Source organism: Mediterraneibacter gnavus ATCC 29149 (genome assembly GCF_008121495.1).
Lineage (GTDB): Bacteria > Bacillota > Clostridia > Lachnospirales > Lachnospiraceae > Mediterraneibacter > Mediterraneibacter gnavus.
Genome location: NZ_CP043051.1, coordinates 2,136,654 through 2,159,817, shown reverse-complemented (window position 1 = coordinate 2,159,817; position 23,164 = coordinate 2,136,654). Strand labels below are relative to the sequence as shown.

27 protein-coding genes and 1 tRNA gene are annotated in these 23,164 nt (G+C 44.5%); 4 read left to right on the top strand and 24 right to left on the bottom strand.

Annotated elements, in window-relative coordinates:
- Positions 1-3: 3 nt before the first annotated feature.
- Positions 4-1,767, bottom strand: a complete 1,764-nt coding sequence (argS, locus tag FXV78_RS10600) for an arginine--tRNA ligase (RefSeq protein WP_004843044.1) — start codon at positions 1,765-1,767, stop codon at positions 4-6.
- A gap of 128 nt (positions 1,768-1,895) precedes the next feature.
- On the opposite strand from argS, the gene FXV78_RS10595 reads away from it, so the two are divergent.
- The 4 genes from FXV78_RS10595 (at position 1,896) to FXV78_RS10580 (ending at position 4,740) form a co-directional block, all read left to right on the top strand.
- Positions 1,896-2,801, top strand: coding sequence for a deoxyribonuclease IV (locus FXV78_RS10595; protein ID WP_004843043.1), 906 nt, complete (start codon positions 1,896-1,898; stop codon positions 2,799-2,801).
- Positions 2,802-2,882: 81 nt separating this feature from the next.
- Positions 2,883-3,254 (top strand): GntR family transcriptional regulator, encoded by a 372-nt coding sequence (locus FXV78_RS10590; protein ID WP_004843042.1) that lies wholly within the window; start codon positions 2,883-2,885, stop codon positions 3,252-3,254.
- The gene (locus FXV78_RS10585; RefSeq protein ID WP_004843041.1) at positions 3,251-3,949 is read left to right on the top strand and encodes an ABC transporter ATP-binding protein; all 699 of its coding nucleotides are present in this window, start codon (positions 3,251-3,253) and stop codon (positions 3,947-3,949) included. Before FXV78_RS10590 ends, FXV78_RS10585 begins: the two co-directional genes overlap by 4 nt.
- The gene (locus tag FXV78_RS10580; protein WP_004843040.1) at positions 3,943-4,740 is read left to right on the top strand and encodes a hypothetical protein; all 798 of its coding nucleotides are present in this window, start codon (positions 3,943-3,945) and stop codon (positions 4,738-4,740) included. Before FXV78_RS10585 ends, FXV78_RS10580 begins: the two co-directional genes overlap by 7 nt.
- A 74-nt stretch (positions 4,741-4,814) precedes the next feature.
- Here the strand turns inward: FXV78_RS10580 and FXV78_RS10575 are convergent.
- From FXV78_RS10575 to FXV78_RS10470, 23 genes are all read right to left on the bottom strand, one after another.
- Positions 4,815-4,886 (bottom strand) — tRNA-Arg (locus FXV78_RS10575).
- Between the two features lie 110 nt (positions 4,887-4,996).
- Positions 4,997-5,896 carry a DUF5688 family protein gene (locus FXV78_RS10570; RefSeq protein ID WP_004843039.1) on the bottom strand — a complete coding sequence of 300 codons (900 nt, stop codon included), beginning with the start codon at positions 5,894-5,896 and terminating at the stop codon, positions 4,997-4,999.
- Between the two features lie 224 nt (positions 5,897-6,120).
- Positions 6,121-6,678, bottom strand: a complete 558-nt coding sequence (efp, locus tag FXV78_RS10565; RefSeq protein ID WP_004843038.1) for an elongation factor P — start codon at positions 6,676-6,678, stop codon at positions 6,121-6,123.
- A gap of 81 nt (positions 6,679-6,759) precedes the next feature.
- A complete protein-coding gene (locus FXV78_RS10560) occupies positions 6,760-7,272 on the bottom strand; it encodes a YqeG family HAD IIIA-type phosphatase (protein WP_004843037.1) in 513 nt (170 codons plus the stop codon).
- On the bottom strand, positions 7,265-7,828 hold the full coding sequence (locus tag FXV78_RS10555) for a shikimate kinase (RefSeq protein ID WP_004843036.1): 564 nt from the start codon (positions 7,826-7,828) through the stop codon (positions 7,265-7,267). The genes FXV78_RS10560 and FXV78_RS10555 overlap by 8 nt, the downstream gene beginning before the upstream one ends.
- Before the next feature lie 94 nt (positions 7,829-7,922).
- Positions 7,923-8,606 (bottom strand): peptidoglycan recognition protein family protein, encoded by a 684-nt coding sequence (locus FXV78_RS10550; RefSeq protein ID WP_039959741.1) that lies wholly within the window; start codon positions 8,604-8,606, stop codon positions 7,923-7,925.
- A gap of 57 nt (positions 8,607-8,663) precedes the next feature.
- Positions 8,664-10,118, bottom strand: a complete 1,455-nt coding sequence (gene guaB, locus FXV78_RS10545; protein WP_004843034.1) for an IMP dehydrogenase — start codon at positions 10,116-10,118, stop codon at positions 8,664-8,666.
- 286 nt (positions 10,119-10,404) lie between these two features.
- Positions 10,405-12,027: a chaperonin GroEL gene (groL, locus tag FXV78_RS10540; protein ID WP_024853031.1), complete on the bottom strand. Its 1,623-nt coding sequence runs from the start codon at positions 12,025-12,027 to the stop codon at positions 10,405-10,407.
- A 62-nt stretch (positions 12,028-12,089) separates the two neighbouring features.
- Positions 12,090-12,374 carry a co-chaperone GroES gene (locus FXV78_RS10535; protein WP_004843031.1) on the bottom strand — a complete coding sequence of 95 codons (285 nt, stop codon included), beginning with the start codon at positions 12,372-12,374 and terminating at the stop codon, positions 12,090-12,092.
- 123 nt (positions 12,375-12,497) lie between these two features.
- Positions 12,498-12,824, bottom strand: a complete 327-nt coding sequence (locus FXV78_RS10530) for a hypothetical protein (protein ID WP_004843030.1) — start codon at positions 12,822-12,824, stop codon at positions 12,498-12,500.
- 82 nt (positions 12,825-12,906) lie between these two features.
- A complete protein-coding gene (codY, locus tag FXV78_RS10525; protein ID WP_004843029.1) occupies positions 12,907-13,686 on the bottom strand; it encodes a GTP-sensing pleiotropic transcriptional regulator CodY in 780 nt (259 codons plus the stop codon).
- 269 nt (positions 13,687-13,955) lie between these two features.
- Positions 13,956-15,017 carry an IS30 family transposase gene (locus FXV78_RS10520; RefSeq protein ID WP_003023284.1) on the bottom strand — a complete coding sequence of 354 codons (1,062 nt, stop codon included), beginning with the start codon at positions 15,015-15,017 and terminating at the stop codon, positions 13,956-13,958.
- 89 nt (positions 15,018-15,106) lie between these two features.
- On the bottom strand, positions 15,107-15,793 hold the full coding sequence (locus tag FXV78_RS10515) for a hypothetical protein (protein ID WP_243133486.1): 687 nt from the start codon (positions 15,791-15,793) through the stop codon (positions 15,107-15,109).
- Positions 15,794-15,814: 21 nt separating this feature from the next.
- On the bottom strand, positions 15,815-16,012 hold the full coding sequence (locus FXV78_RS10510; RefSeq protein WP_003023288.1) for a helix-turn-helix domain-containing protein: 198 nt from the start codon (positions 16,010-16,012) through the stop codon (positions 15,815-15,817).
- 465 nt (positions 16,013-16,477) lie between these two features.
- Positions 16,478-17,887, bottom strand: coding sequence for a phage tail tip lysozyme (locus FXV78_RS10505; RefSeq protein ID WP_003023292.1), 1,410 nt, complete (start codon positions 17,885-17,887; stop codon positions 16,478-16,480).
- Positions 17,888-17,965: 78 nt separating this feature from the next.
- The gene (locus FXV78_RS10500) at positions 17,966-18,454 is read right to left on the bottom strand and encodes a phage holin family protein (RefSeq protein WP_003023294.1); all 489 of its coding nucleotides are present in this window, start codon (positions 18,452-18,454) and stop codon (positions 17,966-17,968) included.
- Positions 18,451-18,630 carry a hypothetical protein gene (locus FXV78_RS10495; RefSeq protein ID WP_003023298.1) on the bottom strand — a complete coding sequence of 60 codons (180 nt, stop codon included), beginning with the start codon at positions 18,628-18,630 and terminating at the stop codon, positions 18,451-18,453. Before FXV78_RS10495 ends, FXV78_RS10500 begins: the two co-directional genes overlap by 4 nt.
- Positions 18,631-18,654: 24 nt before the next feature.
- On the bottom strand, positions 18,655-19,269 hold the full coding sequence (locus tag FXV78_RS18265; RefSeq protein WP_465220340.1) for an RNA-directed DNA polymerase: 615 nt from the start codon (positions 19,267-19,269) through the stop codon (positions 18,655-18,657).
- Between the two features lie 45 nt (positions 19,270-19,314).
- On the bottom strand, positions 19,315-19,716 hold the full coding sequence (locus FXV78_RS18260) for a reverse transcriptase family protein (RefSeq protein WP_003023306.1): 402 nt from the start codon (positions 19,714-19,716) through the stop codon (positions 19,315-19,317).
- 326 nt (positions 19,717-20,042) lie between these two features.
- Positions 20,043-20,399 (bottom strand): diversity-generating retroelement protein Avd, encoded by a 357-nt coding sequence (gene avd, locus FXV78_RS10485; RefSeq protein ID WP_003023311.1) that lies wholly within the window; start codon positions 20,397-20,399, stop codon positions 20,043-20,045.
- 40 nt (positions 20,400-20,439) lie between these two features.
- Positions 20,440-21,582, bottom strand: a complete 1,143-nt coding sequence (locus FXV78_RS10480; RefSeq protein WP_004843025.1) for a phage major tropism determinant — start codon at positions 21,580-21,582, stop codon at positions 20,440-20,442.
- Complete coding sequence (locus FXV78_RS10475; RefSeq protein ID WP_003023317.1) at positions 21,575-22,012, bottom strand: hypothetical protein; 438 nt, start codon at positions 22,010-22,012, stop codon at positions 21,575-21,577. The genes FXV78_RS10480 and FXV78_RS10475 overlap by 8 nt, the downstream gene beginning before the upstream one ends.
- A 14-nt stretch (positions 22,013-22,026) precedes the next feature.
- Positions 22,027-23,163, bottom strand: a complete 1,137-nt coding sequence (locus FXV78_RS10470; protein ID WP_003023320.1) for a hypothetical protein — start codon at positions 23,161-23,163, stop codon at positions 22,027-22,029.
- Position 23,164: the final 1 nt, after the last annotated feature.

Sequence of the window (23,164 nt, the reverse complement as noted above, 5' to 3'; positions counted from 1 at the left end):
ATCCTACATCCTCTCCGGCGCTTCAAATCCAAGCAGATCGATACAACTCTCCAGAACCTCTTTTGTCAGTTTCAAAAGCGCGATATAACCTTTCTTCTTCTCTGCGTCTTCCTCTGAAAGGATCTTTGTCTCATGATAGAATTTATTAAATGCGTTGGCCAGATCATAAATATATGCACACAGCTTGTGCGGCGCTGTCTCTTCATAAACTGTCTCGATCACATCATTGAATTTTGCACATTCCAGCATCAGTGCTTTTTCAAATTCACTGGATGCCTCTCTGATCACCAGATCCTCCAGACTGTTTTCTTCCTGGTATTTATTCAGGATCGACTTGATCCGGACAATTGTGTACAGAATGTACGGTCCCGTGTTTCCTTCAAAGGAAGTAAAGCGGTCTACATCAAAGACATAATCCTTGGATGCCTGATTGGAAAGATCACCATATTTGATCGCAGCAAGTCCTACCATCTGTGCAGTCTTCTTTGCCTCTTCCTCAGAAACCGTACGGTTGTCCATGATCTTCTTGTACATCTCTTCGTTGATCTCACGAATCAGATTTTCCAGACGCATCACGCCGCCTTCTCTTGTCTTAAACGGCTTGCCGTCTTTTCCGTTCATCGTACCGAATCCTAAAAATTCCAGTTCTGTCTCCGGTTTTACGATTCCGGTCTTCTTTGCACAGCGGAATACCTGTACAAAGTGAAGCTCCTGACGCTTATCTACCACATAAATCACTTCGTCCGGCTGGTACAGTTCTTCTCTCTCTACCAGTGTCGCCAGATCTGTCGTGTCATACAGTGCAGCCCCGTCTGACTTTAAGATCATACACGGAGGCACTTCTTTTTTGTCTGTCTCTTCCTGTACATCCACTACAAGAGCACCTTCATCATAGTGCGCATATCCTTTTTCTTTGAGCATCTCCACCATATCCGGAATATATTTCTGGGCATCTGCCTCTCCCTTCCAGAGGTCGAAAGACACGTTCAGATTTGCATAGTTTTTCTTCAAATCTGCTACAGAAACTGCCATAATGTGATTCCAGATCGCACGGAATCCCGGATGTCCGTTCTGCAGAAGGAACGTCGCCTGCAGTGCTTTTTCACGATACTCTTCATGTTCTTTTGCATAAGCGCTGGCCGTCGGGTAGATTTCCTCAAGCTCTCCGATCGTAAACGGCGCCTCTTTCGGATATTCTCCGGTGAAGTTTTCATCAAAATATGGAAGCTCAGGTTTTCTCTTCTGCAATTCTGTAATGATCAGCCCCATCTGATATCCCCAGTCTCCCAGATGAATATCACCGATCACTTTGTTTCCTTTATAACGCAGGATTCTCTTTACACTCTCTCCGATGATCGCAGAACGCAAATGTCCTACATGCAGCGGTTTTGCCACATTCGGTCCGCCGTAATCCACCATGATCGTCTTTGGTGTCTCCATCTCTTCCACTCCCAGCTTTTCACTCGCTGCCATCTCATTGAGAAATGCCGCTGCAAAGGATGGTTTTACTTTCAGATTGATAAATCCCGGATTCACCGCTTCTGCTATTTCAAAACAGTCTTTTTCCTGCAGTCCTGCCACCACGTCATTTGCGATCATGATCGGCGCCTTTTTGTAAGTTTTTGCTGCTGCCATTGCTCCGTTGCACTGGTATTCACACAGATCCGGACGGTTTGACAAGGTTACTTTCGCAAATGCCGCATCATAACCGGCTGCCTCAAAGGCTTCTTTCATTTCTATTGTAATCAGTTCCAACAATGTTTTCACTTCTGTTCCACTCTCCGTTCTATTTTTCTTTCATTTTGCTATTTTATCATGTATAATGCTTTACGGCAAGCTGTTTGTACACGCATCCGAAAGGATTTATATAATAAGGAAAGAAGAGGATATATGTTATGAAATTAGGATCACATGTGGGCATGAGCGGTAAAGAGATGCTGCTTGGTTCCGCAAAAGAAGCCGTTTCCTACGGCGCAAACACATTTATGTTCTATACAGGAGCTCCGCAGAACACAAGGCGCAAAGAAATCAGCGAACTGAATATTTCATCTGCCTGGGAATATATGAAAGAACATGGCATTGACGAAATCATCGTACATGCTCCCTATATCATCAATCTGGGAAATTCTGTAAAACCTGAAACATTTGAACTTGCAGTCGAATTCCTGGCAAAGGAGATTGAGCGCACTGCCGCCTGCAAAAGCCATACTCTGGTACTTCATCCGGGTTCTCATGTAGGAGCCGGAACTGACGCCGGAATCCGCCAGATCATCAAAGGACTCAACGCTGTCCTGACAGCAGATACTCCCTGTCATATCGCACTGGAAACCATGGCCGGAAAAGGTTCCGAAATCGGCCGCACATTTGAAGAGCTTGCACAGATTTATGACGGCGTTGTATACAATGACAAGCTGAGAGTCTGCTTTGACACCTGCCATACCAGTGACAGCGGATATGATATCATCCACCATTTCGATGATGTGATCGATGAGTTCGACCGCCTGATCGGAAAAGATCAGATTGCCGTCTTTCACATTAATGACAGTAAAAATATTCCGGGAGCCGCAAAAGACCGGCATGCCAATATCGGTTTCGGACATATCGGATTTGACGCGATACACCATATCGTACACCACAAAGATTTTATGGATATCCCGAAAATTCTGGAAACACCGTACATTCCATCGGCTGTCAAAGAGAAGAAATCCTATGCCCCTTACAAATATGAGATTCGTATGTTAAAGGAAGGGATCTTTCACCCGGAACTGCCTGCCAAAATTCTTGCGGCAAATGAAAAGTAGCTTGACAAATCCGCAACTTCATTATACGATTGTATTACATATATAGTACAGTTAGTTTTTCATAGAAAACGAGGTGATCAAATGCCATGGGAATTGGACAATGACCGTCCCATCTATCTACAGTTGATGGAGCGTATTCAGCAGGATATCGTATCCGGCATCTACAAACCCGGTGACAGACTTCCCTCTGTCCGGGATCTCGCCGTAGAAGCTGCCGTGAATCCGAACACAATGCAAAAAGCACTCTCCGAACTGGAACGGAGCGGACTGGTATATTCTCAGCGGACAAGCGGACGTTTTATTACAGAAGATACCCAGCTGCTGGATGAAATGAAGACCAGTCTCGCATCCGAACATATCCTACAGTTTCTTGAAAAGATGAAACAGCTCGGCTTTCAGAAAGAAGAAATTGCTGCGTTGATACAGAAAGCACTCAAGGAGGTAAACCTATGAACCCCATTCTCGAATGCAAGGGGCTGACCCGAAAATTCAATCACTTTTTTGCACTTTCCAATGTTGATCTGACTCTGGAACGCGGAGAGATCATCGGCCTGCTTGGACCAAACGGAAGCGGAAAGACGACTCTGATCAAACTGATCAACGGGCTTCTTTTACCAACTGACGGACAGATCACAGTAAACGGATCAGTTCCCGGTGTAGAGACGAAGAAAATCGTTTCCTATCTTCCGGAGCGCGGATGTCTGGATGAACGCCGCAGGATTTCAGAGCTGATTTCCTATTACAGTGACTTTTACTCCGATTTTGATGTCTCCCGTGCTCATACGATGTTAAAGGATCTGGATATCGATCCTTCGCTTCGTCTGAAAACACTCTCAAAGGGGACAAAAGAAAAAGTCCAGCTCATCCTTGTCATGAGCCGGAATGCACAGCTTTACGTATTAGATGAACCGATCGGCGGTGTAGATCCTGCAGCCAGAGATTATATTCTCCGAACCATCCTGACAAACTACAACGAAGATGCGTCTGTTTTGATCTGTACCCATTTGATCGCAGATGTAGAAAATGTTCTGGATCGGGTTTTATTTCTGCAAAACGGGCAGATTACACTCAACGCCTCTGTCGATGAGATCCGCAGCGGACACAAAAAATCGGTAGATGCTTTATTCCGGGAGGTATTTCGATGTTAAAAAAATTGATCAAACATGATTTAAAATATGGAGTACGTATGTTTGCAGTCCTGCATATCATTCTGATCATCGGCTGTCTGATCGCACGCTTCCTTGTAATCGATCATCTTGACTTTTCAGCAGCTCCTGAAGAATTTGCTCCGGTTATCGCCCTTTTGATCGTCGTGCTCACAATGCTGTTTTCTGCGATTTCCTTTGGATGCTGTATCATGTATGCCGTCCGGTTTTATAAGAACCTGTTTACAGATGAGGGATACATCACCTGGACGCTTCCGGCGTCACCGCTGACCCAGCTCTGGGCGAAGATTCTGTCTGCCTCCATCTGGTATGTGCTGGATCTTACAATCTGCTTTGCCGCTGCGTGGTTTTTGATTTCGGGAGACAATATACAGTCTGCTCTGGAAAGGATCAAACCTGACTTTCAGGCTGCACTTGGTATGTCCTTCTCTTCCTTTTGCGGTCTTGTTGTATTTTTTTCATTTGTCGGAATTCTTTCCTGCGTGCTATTTATTTATACAAGTATTGCAATCGGACAGCTGGTTCCCGCACATCGGATCATTGTATCCATTGCTGTATATTTTATTCTGAATCTCATTACTCAGATTATCAGCATAGGAGTATCCATCATCACCAGTGTCTTTCCTGATTATGTTTTTTCTCCTGCACAGACCAGCTTTTCAGAGTATTTCTTTCAGATGCTCCTGATCGGAACCTGTACTACGACAGTACTTGCCATTGCAGGATACTTTATTACTTATCGGATTTTGCAAAGAAAAGTGAATTTGATTTAAAAGAAGGGATTGAAGCACATCCGCCCGGATGCCGCTCAATCCCTTTTACTGATCTCTTTTCGATATAAAAAATACACGTCTGGGCGGAGTCGAACCGCCGCACATGCCTCCGGAGGGCATCGCTCTATCCACTGAGCTACAGACGCATAATCTTTTGTGTCCTTTGAATTTCAACCGGACACTTTATATATCCTAGCACAATTTTACAATCTTGTAAAGAGCATTTCTTTCAAATTTCTCATTCCATCTTTTCTTTTTAAAAGGCCATTTGTATTTTCCCCAATCCTCTTTCATAAAGATATGCATGATCACTGAGCACTTCTTCTGTGTCTACCTGTGTATGATTGATATCCTGTATCATAGCATCCAGTTCCTCTTTTGCAATTTCTCTTGATTTCGGCAAAATGATCACTTCATGGATACTGCTCGGGAGAATATAAAAATCCTCTTTCAAAATTTCACCGATCATCTCAAGAACATGCGGATAAAACATACAGGCTGCCCCCTGGATCTTGCTGGAATTCGTCAGTACATACATCTGACATTCTCTCTGCATGCCGCGGATTGCCTCCACTTCAATTCCGGTTATCCTGCGGATCATATCGGGAAGTGAGCAGAATTCCGCCGGAAGCAGTCTGACAGCACTTCGCATGGCCATTTCATATAATTCCTCTGTTTCAAGATTCCATTGCCTCATATACTCATTTGTGATCTGCATTGTTGCGCTTCCCTCACATTGCCGGTCTAAAATGACATAAAAGGTCAGCGAAAGATCCAGCACATCCAAATGCGGGATTTCTTCCAGTAATTCCCTGTTTTTCTCCGTTTTTATCACTTTGATCCCCAGCTTATTCTTCCATGATTCCAGATTAAAAAAAGAATCCACATCTATGATATTTTTTGCCTTGATCTTTTGATAAAGCTGGCTGATCTCCGACACAATCTGTTCCAGAGTTTCCCCTTTTTGAAACTTCTCATAATATTCCTCCAGATAGATTGTCGGAAACAGATTGGATCCCGTTTCCTGAAGCAACAGTCCAACACGAATCTTCCCATTGTTTTTTACTGCTCTGTGTTCTCTTGCCTGTATCCCGTTTTTCCCCTCCTTTTGATTCATTGTTTCAATTGCTGCGCACACAAATTCTCTATATTCCATACTGTCTCCTTCCTGATTGTGTGCTCATCTTTTTGAGAAATGCGGCACGAATGTGCCTTTGAAATCTGATGTGAACAATATTATGTTTCTTGATTATATCCGACTCTGATGCGAAATACAACGAACTTTATATGAACTATCTATAAAGATTCTATAAATGTTACTGTTCACACCAATCCCCATCTTACCAAAAGAAAAAGACGCCCTGAGGCGTCTCCTTCGTATTAAACACGTGAGAGATATTCTCCTGAACGTGTATCAATCTTCAGTACATCTCCCTGTTCTACGAACAATGGTACCATAACAATTGCTCCTGTCTCTACAGTTGCAGGTTTTGTAGCTCCCTGTGCTGTATCTCCCTTGAATCCAGGCTCTGTCTCTGTAATCGCAAGCTCTACGAACAGAGGTGGCTCTACTGAGAATACGTTTCCATTGTGTGAACAGATCTTTACTACTTCGTTCTCTTTTACAAATTTTAGAGAATCTCCTACAACATCTTCGTTCAGAGCGATCTGATCATATGTCTCTACGTCCATAAAGTTAAACAGATCTCCGTCTCTGTAAAGATACTGCATGTCTTTTCTGTCAATATGTGCTTTCGGGAATTTTTCAGTTGGTCTGAAAGTTTTCTCAACAACACCGCCACTGATGATATTTTTTAATTTTGTTCTAACAAATGCTGCACCTTTTCCAGGTTTTACGTGCTGGAATTCTAAGATCTGATAGATATTTCCGTCAATCTCAACGGTAACACCATTTTTAAAATCTCCTGCTGAAATCATCTGTAATCCTCCTTCAAATGCGCACTTTATGCGCTGCCTTTTCTCGACTGTTTATAATTCTATAATAGATTCTGTCTTTTTTCAACCTTTTTTATCCAGTTTCCGCTTCTTTTTATAAAAATGAAGAACAATTTTCTCCAAATAACGCTTCAAAACGATCTGAATCTCCTCTTTTGGATGGATCGGCTTCACTAAAATACTGTGAATCCCGGTTCTCTTTGCCCCCCATACATCGGTAAACAGCTGATCGCCAACAAACAGGGTGCGCTCCTTTGTTGTCCCCATAATCTTCATTGCCTTCTCATAATTCTTGATTGAAGGCTTGTGAGCATTATAGATATAAGCAGTCTGTATCTCCTGATTAAACATCTCCACACGCGGTTTCTGATTATTTGACAGAAGGCAGGAGGAAAATCCGATTTTGTTTAAACGCGTAAACAGCTTTTTTGCCCTTTCATCTGCCGGTGCTCCGTGTGGTACCAGTGTATTGTCGATATCAAAGATGACTCCCCGGTATCCCTTCTCATACAGCTCTTCAAAAGGAATCACATAAGCGGATGCCAGGTATTCATCCGGAAAAAATTTATCAAACATCTCTACTATCCATCTCCATCAATTTTGTAATCATCTCTTTGCAGATTTCCTGCACATTCTTCTCGTCTGTCTGCACGATCAAATCTGCTGCCGTCTCATATTTCTCCCGGCGCTTTTCCATCAGTTCTGCGATATATTCCACATTCTTATGATTCTTCAGCAGAGGTCTGTCATCATTCTCTTTGACACGTTCCAGAATCGTCTTTGGAGTAGCTGTCAGCAGAACCACATATCCATTTTTTTTCATTTCACTTACATTCTGACTGCGCATTGCAGCACCGCCGCCGCAGGAAATAATCGTCCGACTTGTTTTTTGCAGCTCAATCAGAAGATTCGTCTCAAGATTCCGGAAATACTCTTCTCCGTGCTTTTCAAAAATCTCCGGAATACTCATCCTCTGACGATCCGAGATGAGTTCATCCATTTCCACAATCTCCATGTCAAACCATTCTCCCAGAGTTCTTGCCACCGTCGATTTTCCAGCTCCCATAAATCCGATCAGTACGATATTATAATCACATGATTCCCGAAACTTTTTTATCATCAATTCATTCATATTTTCGCCCTCTGCTCTTTCCCTTTAACTCTTCTGTCCGTTTATTATAACAAGCATTGTTTCAGACCGCAAGAGATATACTTTTTCGTTTCCTTTAATCCGTACCGCCTTTCGCCAGTGCATTCGCCACATCCTCTTTGAAATTCGCCCATGCCTCTTCATTTTCCACAAAGTATTTCGGACAATTTTTTCCGGTCACATCATAGTGGCGGATCACTGTATCCGCAGTCAGACTGTACTTTCTGCAAAGCCATGCGGTCAGCTGCACCATCGACTGATAGGTTTCTTCTGTAAACTTTCCTGTTTCGTCCGGATGACAGCATTCGATCGAAATGGTATCCTTATTCCGCTCGTTGGATGCATATGCCACCTCCCATGTGGGCACACACTGAATGATCTCTCCTTCCAGTCCCACGACAAAATTACTGCTTGCTGATGTCTCATGGGTGTCCTTAAGTCCTTCAAAATAATCTCTGTTCTCCTGTGCAGTAGAGCCCGGATTCGCCGTATAATGAATCACGATTCCTGTGATCCCGTCTGACTCGATTTCCGGTCTGGAGTACTCATTGATATCCAGAAGCTGTACATCAATCTCCGGTCTGGACGCATCCACATCCGCCCGCATCTCTCCTTGCTTTTTTGAGATGCATGACCTTAAGATCAGCACTATTGTCAATAACAGCAGCGCTGCCAGTCCGGCTCTTGCATAGAATACTTTCCTGTCACTTCTTCCCCGTCCATATCTTCTTCTTTTTCTTCTGTTGGATCTTATTTTCATCTGAACTCCTGATTTCAAAAATGCCGGAACAGTTTCCTGCTCCGGCACTCCTTCACTTTATTCATCTACACTGTAGTTAGGTGCTTCTTTTGTAATATGAATGTCATGTGGATGACTTTCTTTCAAGGATGCAGCTGAAATCTTAACAAACTGTCCGTTCTCTTTCAGTGCCTCAATATTTGCAGTTCCGCAGTATCCCATTCCTGCACGGAGGCCTCCCATGAGCTGGAATACGGTATCTTCTACTGTTCCTTTGTATGCAACACGTCCTTCCACACCTTCCGGAACTAATTTCTTTGCATCTGCCTGGAAGTAACGATCCTTGCTTCCGTTTTCCATAGCTGCGATAGATCCCATACCACGGTATACTTTGTATTTTCTTCCCTGGTATAATTCAAATGTTCCCGGGCTCTCGTCACATCCGGCAAAGATACTTCCCATCATACAAACATTCGCTCCTGCTGCAATCGCCTTTGTCATATCTCCGGAATACTTGATACCACCGTCTGCGATAACCGGAATTCCGTACTCTTTTGCCACTGCATAGCAGTCCATAACAGCTGTTACCTGTGGTACACCGATACCTGCAACCACACGAGTCGTACAGATTGATCCAGGTCCGATACCAACTTTTACGGCATCCACACCGGCTTCGATCAAGGCTCTTGTCGCCTCCCCTGTAGCAACATTTCCTGCAATGACCGGAAGATTTGGATATTTTTCTTTGACCATACGCACTGTGCGCAGAACATTCTCAGAATGTCCATGTGCAGAGTCCATCACGATCACGTCTACCTTCGCATTCACCAGCGCCTCTACACGCTCCAGACAGTTTGCTGTGATTCCGATCGCCGCTCCGCAGAGAAGTCTTCCCTGACCGTCTTTCGCTGACAGTGGATATTTGATCTGTTTCTCAATGTCTTTGATCGTGATCAGACCTTTTAAATTTCCATCTTTGTCCACGATCGGAAGTTTTTCTTTTCTTGCCTTTGCAAGGATCTTCTTTGCATCTTCCAGTGTGATTCCTTCCGGTGCTGTGATCAGCCCTTCTGAAGTCATGGATTCTTTTATTTTCTTAGAGAAATCTTCCTCAAATTTCAAATCACGGTTTGTAATAATTCCAACCAGCTTTTTCCCTTCTGTGATCGGCACTCCGGAAATTCTGAATTTTGCCATCAGATCATTGGCGTCCGCCAGTGTATGATCCGGAGAAAGAGAAAACGGATCTGTGATAACCCCATTCTCTGATCTCTTTACTTTGTCTACCTCTTCTGCCTGCTGCTCGATCGTCATGTTTTTATGAATGATACCGATTCCTCCCTGACGTGCCATGGCGATCGCCATGCGGTGCTCAGTAACTGTATCCATACCAGCACTCATCATCGGAATGTTCAGTTTAATCGTCTTTGTCAGATATGTGGATAAGTCCACCTGATTTGGAATGACCTGTGAATATGCCGGTACTAACAGGACATCGTCAAATGTAATACCTTCTCCGATTATTTTTCCCATGATTTATTTCCTCTCTTTCTCTAATATGTATGTCCATAGATTATCTGTTATGGTACAAAAATTCCCACCACTTGTCAAGCCTATTCCCACTTACAATTTATTTTTATCCTGATTTATTTTAACTCCCATTATTAAGCAATACTTATAGATAATGTCTCATTCATAATTTTTACATAATTTCTCAGTTTTTCTATAATTCTTTTGTCTATTACTGCCGAAATCCCGAAAATAAAAAAAGAGCCCCGGGTATCTGTATCAAAACAGATATCCGGGAAACCTCTTATCATTACATCATTCCCATTCCACCAGGTGCTGCCGGCATTGCCGGTGTCTCTTCTTTAATCGTAGAAACAACAGATTCTGTTGTCAGCAGAGTAGATGCAACACTGTTTGCATTCTGCAGTGCGCTTCTTGTCACTTTGGCAGGATCCAGAATTCCTTCACTTACCATATCTACATATTCTTCTTTGTAAGCATCAAATCCGACTCCAGGTTCTGATTCTCTTACTTTATTGATGATCACTGCACCTTCCAGACCTGCATTTGTTGCAATATGGAACAATGGAGCCTCCAGAGCTTTCAGGATGATATTCGCACCTGTCTTCTCATCACCTTCCAGAGTCTCTGCAAGTTTTGCAACTTCTTTAGAAGCATGGATATATGCAGATCCACCGCCTGCGATGATACCTTCCTCTACTGCTGCTCTTGTCGCATTGAGTGCATCTTCCATACGCAGTTTTGCTTCTTTCATCTCAGTTTCTGTCGCTGCTCCCACACGAATCACTGCAACACCGCCTGCCAGTTTTGCAAGTCTTTCCTGTAATTTTTCTCTGTCAAATTCAGATGTTGTCTCCTCGATCTGTTTTTTGATCTGAGCCACTCTGTCTTCGATTGCTTTCTTATCTCCGCATCCGTCAACAATGACTGTGTTCTCTTTCTGAACTTTTACAGATTTTGCACGTCCGAGCAGGTCCATTGTTGCTTCTTTCAGGTCCATTCCAAGTTCATCGGAAATTACCTGTCCGCCTGTCAGGATTGCAATATCATTGAGCATTTCTTTTCTTCTATCTCCGTATCCAGGAGCTTTTACTGCAACAACATTAAATGTTCCGCGCAGTTTGTTTACGATCAGAGTTGTAAGAGCTTCTCCTTCAATATCCTCTGCAATGATCAGAAGTCTTGCTCCTGACTGTACGATCTGCTCCAGCAATGGAAGGAGATCCTGAATATTGGAAATCTTCTTATCTGTGATCAGGATGTACGGATCATCCAGAACTGCTTCCATCTTCTCCATATCTGTCGCCATATATGCAGAAATATATCCGCGGTCAAACTGCATACCTTCTACCAGATCCAGCTCTGTCTGCATTGTCTTGGATTCTTCGATCGTGATAACACCATCTTTGGAAACTTTCTCCATTGCATCTGCAACCATATTTCCAACCGCTTCATCACCGGAAGATACTGCTGCAACTTTTGCGATCTGGTCTTTTCCTGTTACCTGACGGCTCATATTTGCAATTGCTTCCACTGCTGCATCTGTCGCTTTTTTCATACCTTTACGCAGTACGATCGGGTTTGCTCCTGCTGCAAGGTTCTTCATTCCTTCATTTACCATTGCCTGTGCCAGAACAGTCGCTGTTGTTGTTCCGTCTCCGGCCACATCGTTTGTCTTCGCTGCAACTTCACGGATGAGCTGTGCTCCCATATTTTCAAATCCATCTTCCAGTTCGATTTCTTTTGCGATCGTCACACCGTCATTTGTGATCAATGGTGTTCCGAACGATTTATCCAGAACAACGTTTCTTCCTTTTGGTCCCAAAGTTACTCTTACAGTATCTGCAAGCTGGTTTACACCTTTTTCCAGAGCGGCTCTTGCCTCTGCTCCATATTTAATTTCCTTTGCCATTTTCATTCACACTCCTGTTATACTTCGTCTGTTGACTGTTTCCAAAAAATTGTCTCTTTCTTCTATTTTACAACTGCAAGGATATCATTCTGTTTTACGATAATGTACTCTTCTCCATCCAGCTCTACATCTGTTCCTGCATATTTGGAATAGATTACTTTATCTCCTACAGCTACCTGCATTGTCACTTCTTTCCCGTCTACCATTCCACCAGGTCCGACTGCAATTACCTCTGCTTCCTGTGGTTTTTCTTTTGCCTGACCAGGCAAAACGATTCCTGACTTTGTTGTCTCTTCTGCTTCTAATTGCTTTAATACGATTTTATCGCCTAATGGTACTAATTTCATGGTAAATCCTCCTTATTTTATACGTTATTAGCACTCGTTCATATCGAGTGCTAAACCTCATGAATATAAAATAGCACTCTGTTTTCTATTTGTCAACAGAGATTCAAAAATTTTATATTTAGTTTATTTTCTTTTTACAGGTCCTTTCATATCCGAAATTGTATAGAATCCATTCTCAATATGAAAGACCAAAATTTTCCCGTGTTCACACTGATATCGCTCCTGTACCACGCCCGTGCAGAACAAAAGCTCTGTCCTTGTGGAAATATAGCACTGATACTTTGCATCCAGCGAGATTGCTGTCAGATCGTCCTCCTTTAATTGTAAGTATATGTAATCCTCTTCCATATCATAACGAAAAACCTGACAGTGATGTGTCTCATCATCCAGGATCGCATCTGCCGCGATCACTTTCTCCATCTGAAGATCTACTGCATTGCCTTCATACATGTTCTTTTCCTCCTGCTCTTCTTACCTGTAGTCAGAGAAAGGGCATCAGCTTGCTGATACCCTTTTATCTTCTGTACGATTTTTACAAACGTTCTTTTTTGATCTTTTCCAATTCGGTAAAGACATAGTCATTCAACACCTTAATGTATGTTCCCTTCATTCCGGAGGAACGGGATTCGATCACTCCGGCACTCTCAAATTTTCGAAGTGCATTGACGATCACGGATCTTGTGATTCCTACACGGTCTGCAATCTTGCTTGCCACCAGAATTCCCTCTGTTCCATCCAACTCTTCAAAAATATGAATGATCGCCTCCAGTTCAGAGAATGAAAGTGTGCTGATCGCTGACTGTACGATATGTTCCTTTCTCGTCTCCTCTGCACTCTCCTCATTCACAGACCGGAGCATCTCCAGTCCGACAACTGCTGTCCCATACTCACTTAAGATGATATCATCAATGGAATACAACTCATTCTGCTTATAAATAAAGAGTGTTCCAAGGCGTTCTCCCGCAATATCAATGGGGACGATAATTGCCTGATATCCCTGCACTTTTTCCGATGAAAAACCAAGTGTCTCCAAATTCACATTCTCTTTGGTAGAAAGTACATTGAGCAGACGCTCATTGAGCATCTCATCGATATGCGCTCCCACAGACTCTACAATCAGTTCATTGATTGCATCTACATGCGCACTTTTGCTGACTCCGAGGATCTTTCCTTTTTTACTGACTACCAGGACATTGGAGTTCAGGATCTCTGTGAGGACAGCACAAATATCATTAAACACCACTTTGCTGGAATTATTATTATGCAATAATTTATTTATTTTTCTTGTCTTATCTAATAACTGTACGCTCATCCGTCTCCTCCAGACTTAATTGTATATACAACTCGTTCCTATTCAATAGACACCCTCATGTTATCATACAATTCACGAATTTTCAATGAAATTGTTGCAATTTCCTCTTGTTTAAAAATGTCAACATTAAATTCGACATTTTTTCATGTTTTTATCGTTTTGCCGTTTTGCACAATACGCAGCCTGTTTTATTGTGTATTTTCACTTTTAGACAGCGCAGTAGTAAGGCTGCCACTGCTGCCAGCCTCTCACGCTCCCTGTATCCGTTGTTATGCAAGCTGCTTTACCTCTTCCTTGAATAATTCCCCCGCTGAATGGTAGCCATGTATTTTGCGTGGGTATCCGTTTATCCAGTTCTCTATACTCTCTACCTCTTCCTCTGTCCTGTCGTCAAAATTTGTGCCTTTCGGTATCTTCCGGCGTATCATCTTATTTGTTACCTCATTCGTGCCACGTTCCCAGCTACTATAAGGGTGGCAGTAATATACCTTTGTCCGCTTTTCTCCCTCGTTGATAATAGAACGCTGTAAGCCCTCTGCATCTGCAAACTCGCTGCCGTTGTCTACTGTGATTGTCTTAAATACCCGCTTAAACATATCAGCGCCCCATTTTCTTTCTAATCTATCCAGTGCCGCTACTACTGCCTCGTCTGTATGGTCTGGCAGTTTAAATATAATCTCGTTTCTGGTTTTCCGCTCTGTCAGTACCAGCAAGGTATTTTTTGACTTTCCCCGCTTACCTAAAACGCTGTCCATTTCCCAGTTTCCGAACTCTTCCCGTGTATCTATCTCTTTCGGGCGTTTGTCTATACTCTCTCCTGCTGCCGCCCTTTTCTGTTGCCTCTGTACTTTCTTATAATTTCTCTTCTTATTCTTCTTTACTGGCAAATTCTTATTAGACAGCTTAAGGAAAATACCCTTATCAATATAGCTGTATAAGGTCGTTACGCATACTGTTACGGAAAAGTCCCCCTCTTTCCCCTGTGCTTTCAATTCTCCCAGTACCGCAGCTGGGCTGTAATCTTCATTTACTATTTTATCCTCTATATAATTAGCGTATGCAATATCGTTTCCTATTTTAAGTTGTGTACCCCTTGCCTTTAAATTTTCCTCTGCTTTCATTTGTGCCTTGTTTGGGCTATAACTTAATGTTTCTGTATAGTCGCTATTTCTGTGCATATATTCCCCTCTCTTAAGCTCATTGTATATAGTGCTGCGGTGTACGCCCAGCTGTTCTGCTATCTCTATCACGCTATGCCCTGCTTTTTTCAATGCCTCAATACTTATACGGTCTGTCCATGTCAGCTGTCGGCTGCCTTTCTTATTCGCCATTTCTGCTACCTCTCTTTCGTTCCTGTTCTTTCCCCATATACGACGAAAAGCCGCAAACTCTTTTACAAGTCTGCGGCTTATGCCTTTACCTATTTACAACACTTTTTACAAGCGGTGTATTTCTTCTTTGCTTGGCTTAGCGGTATGCTCTTTGGGTTTTTCATTCCCGAACAGTTAGGCTTACTATGGTATTTTTTGTTGCTACGGTCTACATATACTGTAGTTTCTCCCGTATGCTGGCTTACGCTGGGCGTTGCGTCCTCGATTACGTCAAGCTCTATATTGCACCCGAACGTCTGTACCCCCCCCCCCCCAGAAATTTCCAGTATTTCTGCGGTGTAGCGGGCTTTCGGGTACTTTCTCGCTAAGTCCCCCGCCAGCTCTGCCGATAGATTGCCTATTACCTTATCGCCCCACTTTACGTATGCGGCAGGCTCTCCGTTGTATGTATACTTTTCTACTGTAATATCTTCACTGCCGGACATTCTGCTTAAAATATCCTGCCTGTTTTCTCCGTCCTCATTATTGAACGTCACGCCTACTACTTTCGTTCTGATTGTATCTAAAACTCTGCCACCAGATGCAGCGGCAGGCGCAGGCGTTCTGTTTTCGTTTTCTTTTCCTGCGCTTTTCTTTTTCAGTCCAAAATAGGCACATACTGCCGCAACCACAATGCAGCCCACCCCACCTGTTATATTTCCAGACGGCAGCGCCGTTAAGCCACTTACTGCAAATAATGCAGCCACTACCAATAAAATTACCTTTTTCTTTGTCATAGTAAGCCCTCGCTTTCGTATCTACTTCAATTCTAAAATTTCATCAGCAGAGGCGTTAAGCTCTCTGCATATTTTCGCAAACATTTCTATTGTCGGTGCGTGCGCCCCATTCTCCCACCTGCTTATATCTTTCTGGTGGACTTGCAGGCGTTCCGCAAGTTCCGACTGTGAAACGCCCGCCGCTTTCCGTGCTTTTCTTATGTTCTCGCCTAAATTCATGCCTTACCTCTCTTTTCTTTTGCTCTCAAAATGAAAGCAATAAGCAGCTTTACAAGTCCTACTGCTACTAAAAATACTCCTAATTTCAAAAGCATACTCTTTACTCGGCTGTGGGTTTGTGTTATATTTCTTATAGGCGGCGGGCTTATCGCCCGCCTGTCGGTTAGGGCTTTCGCCCTAACCTATGTACTTACCAATTATGATAAGTATTATGCCTATGATTAAGTCTATCAATGCGTTGATTGTCAGGTCTCGCCATTCGATAGGCTTTTTCTTTTGTTTCTTTTTCTTACCCATTGTGCCGTTTCTCCTTTCCAGTGGCTTTGCCTCTTATTTGTTCTTATCTCCTTTCCATGATTTTATTATATACCAACTTTGGTATATTGTCAACGCTTTTATGTAGAAAATCCTATAAAATTGTAAAAAAAATAGAGGGCAGACAGCGAACCGCCCACCCTCGAAAACTTAAGCTAATCTTGTGGCATAATCTAAGCTAATCCAGCCTGCGCCACTCTTCAAGCGTCCCCAGCCAGCACTTGCGCCCTGTCCGGCTTTCACTTCCATAATGGTAAATACTCCCTTTCCTGTGGTTTCTCCTGTCTTTGCATAGTTTGTGCCTGCTCCCGTTCTGATATTAAGGTCTAAAATATCCACCTGTACGCTAAACGGAACGCCTGCGCTTGCCTGCTGCCCCGCTGCGGTATATACTGCCTTGCCGTTATCATCATATACAGTATAGCCTGCCTTGCAAGCGCTCTTTGCATTTTCCAGCGACGTAAACGCCCCCAGCTGGCTTGCTGCGTCCGTCCAGCTCTTGCGCACTCTGTAATATTTTGTGCCGTTTCCGGCTGCATACTTTTTATAGTATCCCTCGCCGTACTCTGCACGCTTTTTCTTTACTGTTTCGCTCTGGTCTGCTGGCTTTTCATATCCAGTAAGAACGGCATCAGATGCAGCACGCACGCTGCCTGCCTTTTTCAGTGCGTCCATTACTACTGTGTAGCCCTGTAATTCTTCCCATAAAAAGCCCAGCTGCATATTAAGGTCTGCAATGGATACGCCCGCCTGTTTTGCATGATTAAGCAGCGCCTGCTTTCTGCTCCAATACGTCCACTGCGCCAGCCCATAGCCTGCACTGTCCTTTACAAAATTGCCATAACTGCCATTATCCACCGCCGCTGTATATTCTGCGTCCGTCTTACCCAGCTTATTGTTATAGGTGTTCTGTAAGTTGTTCGGCATAAGCCCGCTTTCAGCATACAGATTACCCATAATACCAGCCACGGCATAAGCATTTAAGCCCTTGCCTGTAAGAAAATTCCAGATTATTTTTTCATTGCTGCCCTGCGGTGTTTCTGCCTGTCCGCTGATTTTACGCTTAAACTCGTCCCATGTGTGGGCGCTGGTGTTATATACATACGGGTTAGGGCAAATCTTGCCCGTTACGTCGTAATGTCTGATTACATGAGATGCAGGCACGCCGTATTTATTCATAAGGTAACGGGTAAGCTCTGCCGCTGCCTCTACTGTTGCGTCCTCAAAATACCAGTCTTTATCTGTTGCGCCCATGCTCTTTGTGTTTTTCTTCCTTACGCACATTTCAATACCGATACTATTAGCGTTCCGGCACTCTGCGTGCTTATAGCTCGACGCTCCGCAATGCCACGCTATATTAGCGTCCTCTACGCACTGCCATACCTCGCCGTTAAATCCTACAAAGTAATGCGCCGACGCATTTCTATTGCCGCCGCCATAATAGCGGCAGTTATCCTCTGCGCCGCCCAGTGCGCCTACGTAATGGATAACAATATACTTAATTCTGGAAATGCTGCCCTTGTTGAAATTGTACCCGCTTATCATTCTGTTAATTTTCATGTTTCCCGCCTTTCCGCATACAAAATAAGCGCCTGCGGTGTCCCGCAAGCGCTCTTTGCTGCTATGTCCTTATTATCCTTATCTTTCCTGTGTCCTGTGTTCCTCTACGCTGCCTGTGGTGCTGTCCCCGTCCAGTTCGTCTGTGTCCGGCAGCTCGTCCGTATACTTTGCTAAAAACTCCCGTACCTTTTCCCATACCTTTTTTACGGGCAACCCACATAATGCCATATTCTTAAAAATACTCACTACCTCATAGGCAATGTAAAGCAATGCGAAAAATTCAGCCACGCCCACGGTGTCAAGCCCTAAATATGTACGTGCCTGCTCCGGTATAAATCCGATTAAGTTAATCTTAATCAGTACGTCGATTGCCAGCATGAATACCAGAGAAATAAGCATACCTACTTTTCTGATAGCCCCGTCAATTCCTGCGCAGCTGTTAAATTTCTTTTCTTTGATTGCACGCAGCACGCCAAAAACCGTGTCGCACACAATCGCCAATACTACCAGCTGGATAATTTTGTTATGTGCCGCCGCCTCAATAAATTCTGTAATAGTCATGTTCATAAATCCTGCCTTTCTCTTAATTGCAAATTTTCTGCCCGCTCTTTCAGCTCTTCGCCGTCGTAGCCCGCTGTCTGCTCCCAGCTTTCCAGAGTGGCTATTAAATCAGCAATAAGCCTGCTTTGCTTTTCTATGGTTTCCTGTTGTTCCTGTACCACCCTTAATAAATTGCTACTCATGTACTCGCTCCTGCATTTTGCCGCTTAAGCAGCCTTTTCTATGGCTGCCTCTGCCAGCGTTTCTATTTTCTTTCGTAGGTTATAGCTGTCGGCGTGTCCTGCGTGTCCCGTCCAGCTCTGTATACTCTTTTGTAACTGTTCTTTTGTGATTTTCCCGCTCTCGCACTTCTTGATAGTACGCTTTATACGCTTTATGCTGTCCTTTCGTACTTTCCTGTGCGTCGCCCTGTGTTTGTAGCCTACAAAGTCTATACCGTTCTTTGCTGCCAGTATGGTAGTTTTCGGGTTAAACTCTAACTTAAGCTCTTCCCGTAAGAATTGCTCTATCCGTGCAAGCCAGCTGCGCAGCTGTTCCTTGTCTGGGCTTAATATTACAAAGTCGTCCATATAGCGTATGTACGCCTCTACGCCCAGCTCATGCTTAATAAACTGGTCTAATGCGTCCAGATAGATATTTGCAAATAACTGACTGGTAAGGTTTCCCACTGGTATCCCTACGCCGTCCGGCATATTGCCGTTGTGGTCTATTATCCTGTCCAGCAATGCCAGTACCCCAGCGTCTTTTATAACCTTACGTATTTCAGTCTTTAATACCGCATGGTCTATGCTCTGGAAATAGTGGTGTATATCTGCCTTGATAGCATAAAGTGGCTGGTCTGGGTGGTATTTGTTCCACTCATACAGTCACTCTTTTAGCGTATCAGATGCAGCGTGCATACCTTTACCTTTCCGGCAGGCGTAAGACTGCGATATAAACCGCTTATCAAATATAGGCTCTAACACGTTGTTTATGGCGTGCTGTACCACCCTGTCATAGAACGGCAGTGCCATTATCTGCCGCTCTTTCGGTTCGTACACCTTAAAGTAATGGTATTCGCTCGGCTCATAGGCAAGGTTTAGAATATCTTCCCGCACCTTGTCTAAATTTTCCTCTTTATCTTTCGTAAAAATCAGTACGTCTTTTCTGTGGCGCTTACACTTTCTGGCTTTGTTATATGCTTTCTGTACGTTTCCGTAGTCGCCCATAGCCTCTAAAAGCGTAATGTGCCGCCCGTCCTTATCGGTAATGTATCCTACTCTCTTCAAGTATTAAGCTCCTGCCTTTCGCCGTAGCTACTAACCAGCAGCCGTATTTTTTCTCTTTGCCTCACGGCGGGACAGCCGCTCTGACTATAGGATATTAAACACTCGGTCTTATCCCTTTCTAAGTCCTTGCCAGTATTCCGTAGAACTCTGTGCCTGTAATGTTCTCACTAAGTCACACGCCCCACGAGCGCCAATGTTCGTATTGACATTCCACGGGTAATTGTTGCAATTCACGGCACGAGCGCCGCAATTCGCCCCATTGTTCCAGTTGCCGCCCGCTATCAGCGCCGCCAGAGGCTGTAAGTAAGCAGCTGCCCCATATCCTGCTATTTTCTGGTCTTTACCTCTTCTATCATTTCGCCCAGCATAACGCCTATTTCTTTCAGCTTGCGGCAGCTCTCGCCGTAGTGCCGTGCGTTCATGGCGCTATATTCCAAATCATGCGCCAGCCGCAGCAATTCTTTACTTTCCTGCAATGCCGTATCTACCGTGTATAAGTGGCTTTTCGTCGCCGTCTTATCCCACTTTATAACCTCTTGCAGCATTTCAAGAATTGCGTTTCTGGTCGCCGTCTGTAAACTGAATTTTTCAAACTTTGGATACTTTGCAAGTAAAGGATAGATATATAGCAGAAAATCGTATATTTTCTGGTGTATAATATCTGTTTTTGTCTGTATGTCCATGCCTTACCCCCGTTTATCCGGCTGGGCTTTCGCCCGCCGTCTACAGAGAGTCACACGCCCCACGAGCGCCAACGTTCGCAGAGACACTCCACGGGTAAACGTCGCAAACCACGGCACGAGCGCCGCAATTCGCCCCATCGTACCAGTAGCCGCCCGCTATCAGCGCCGCCAGAGAATATGCGTAATACTGGTAAATGTTACCAACGTCGTAAGACTTCTCGCCTGTATTCAATGGGCTTTTCTTGTCCCATCCCCACGCTACGCTTGCGTGGTAGTCTGCATTTGTTGCGTGTTCCGCTCTTGTAATAAGCTCGTCCAGCCATTCCCATACACGCCCCACGGTATCTACAACGCCCACGGAAGAAACGGCATTTACTACGCTGCCCGTTACGCCTCTGCCTGTATTGCTGGTGGCGCTCCATGCGTTTGTATTTGCGTTATCCAGTCCGGCAGGGCTGCCAAAAGCATAAGCGCAAAACTCCGCATAGTTCGGCAGGCGCTTACCGCTCTTTGCCAGACGTTCTACAAAGTTGTACCAGTTCATGCTTTCTGTACCCGTCATAGGTGCGCAGCCGTACTCTGATTTTAAGCCCTTTGCTCCGTCGTCAGAATTAAGGTAAATATCTACCCATGTGCCGCCGCCTAAATATACCATACCCTCTGGGCTGCATTTCGGGCGGTGTCCCAGTGTCCATACAGAACGTGGTACAATGCCGTTGCTTACTGCACTTTCCCAGCCAGTGCCAAAAATAACACTGCTGCCATTAAGCGGCTGTAAATTGCTGTCCACCTTGCGGCAGCGTCCATAATGAAAGCCGCCGATTTTACGGCTGTTTGTAGCGTTCCAGCCTGTCGGGTATGTAGAGTTAAGGGAAATTACGTATTTCTCGTCTGCGCTGTCAATTCTGCTGTCGCAGATATATACGTAATAGTCCTTACCTACCGCAAAAGCGCTGCCTGCGTCCAGATTAGCAGCCGTAAGAATGGTATTTGCTGTCTTGAAAATTCCAGCGCCACCCACGGCAATTACGCAGCCCTCTACTACGGTCAGCTCATTTGCTCCGCTGGCGTAAATGTACTCGTTGCTCGGTGCTACAATATCGCTGATTGTAGCCATTTTATTTACATTCAAAAGCGCCCTTGCGTCTGTCTTTGTAACGTCGTCCACTAATAATCTACTCATACTGCTTTAATACTCCTTTCAGTGCTGCAATGTCGTCTGTTGTCATTCCTGCCACGGTGTCTGTGCGTTCCAGCGCAATTACCGTGCAGCCCGCTTTTACTGCTTTGGAAAGCGTGAGGGCTGTTCTGTCGTTTCCTGCCTCTCCTGCTGCCGCTGCCTCGTCAGTCTGGATATGTGTTACTCCCTGCACCGTGCCGGATACGCTGCCCGCTACAAACTTCATGCCTACTGCTGCCTCGTCGCAGTAATATACCGTAACCGCCTTTTTCTCTTCCTCTACAGCTGCTACGCCGCACTCAATATAGCGCTGGTTCTCTGCGCTCTCGATTTTTGCCAGCAAGTCTGCTGCTGCCAGTTCTCCGCTTGCTACCATAGCAAGGCAGTTGTAATAGTCCTCTTTTGTCTTTAATACCTTTGGAAACCCTTTCATAGTCTGCCGCCTTTCTAAAATGTATTTGCAAGATAGGAATTACCCACGTAGGTAGCCCCTAATACTGCCGTTTCTTCTGTTCTTTCGTAATGCTGGCTCATATATGCTGCACCCATGTAGCACAATCCCAGTACAGCGTCATGCTTATAGTCAATGCCCCAGCCGCTTTCTACCCTCTTAAGCCGCTCGTCCAGCGCTGCTATTGCCTCTTTGGTTTCTTTCGTGCCTGCCTCTGCCTGCTCTTTCACTTCCTGCATGGCTGCTGCCAGCTCTTCAATTTGCAGTTGCAGGCTGCCTGCTATGTCCCCGCCCAGCTTGTCCTTGATGCTCTCAAACCATGTGTTAAATTCGTTTTCAGCGTCCGACTGGAATAGCTTAATTTTTGCCATAAAGTCTGTATAGGCGCTTAAAAGCTCATTGTCCCAGTTATCAAGTGTACTTTCAAAACTGCTGTATCTTTCGTTAAACTGGCTCTCATACTGCGCAAATAAACCCTCTGTCTTGCTTACGTAGCTGTCATATACGCCCGCAATCTCTGTAAGGTACTTTTCCATACTCTGCTTATATGCGCTGAACTCGTCCAGCACGGCTGCGCTGTAGGTGTTGAAAAAGTCCGTAAACTGCTTTGTAAGCACGCTTGCGTCTATCTCTTCCACCGTTCCCGTCACAATGCCACAGACTGCGCTATTAAACCGCTGGTCTGTGATATTCTGCGTCTGTATCCTTGTTACGCCCTTGCCTACGTAAATATCTGCAAGTGCAAGCTCCCATATTTCCGTAGTGCGGGTTACTGCCGTTGCTGTCGGCTTTGCAGACGGTGTGCCTTTCAGCACCGCAATATACATATCTCTTTGCGGCAAATCCCAGCGAACTACTACCCTGTCCACCCTGTTAAGCGCTCCCTCTGCCGTATCCAGTGTTACGCTAAGCGTTGCAGGATTTCTAAAGGCGTAGCCGTTTATAAAGGCATAGCCTGCATTTACTCTTATTTCCATGCCGCTGTAAGCTACCACCTGTAGCCCGTCGCTCGGCTTTGGAAAAATGCCGTTTGCAATGAAAGTAGCAAAGTACCACGCCCAATCCTCGGCTTTATATACCCTGTCGTACTCTCCGTCTACTGCCACGGCATTAAACGGTAAGCTGTTTGCCATT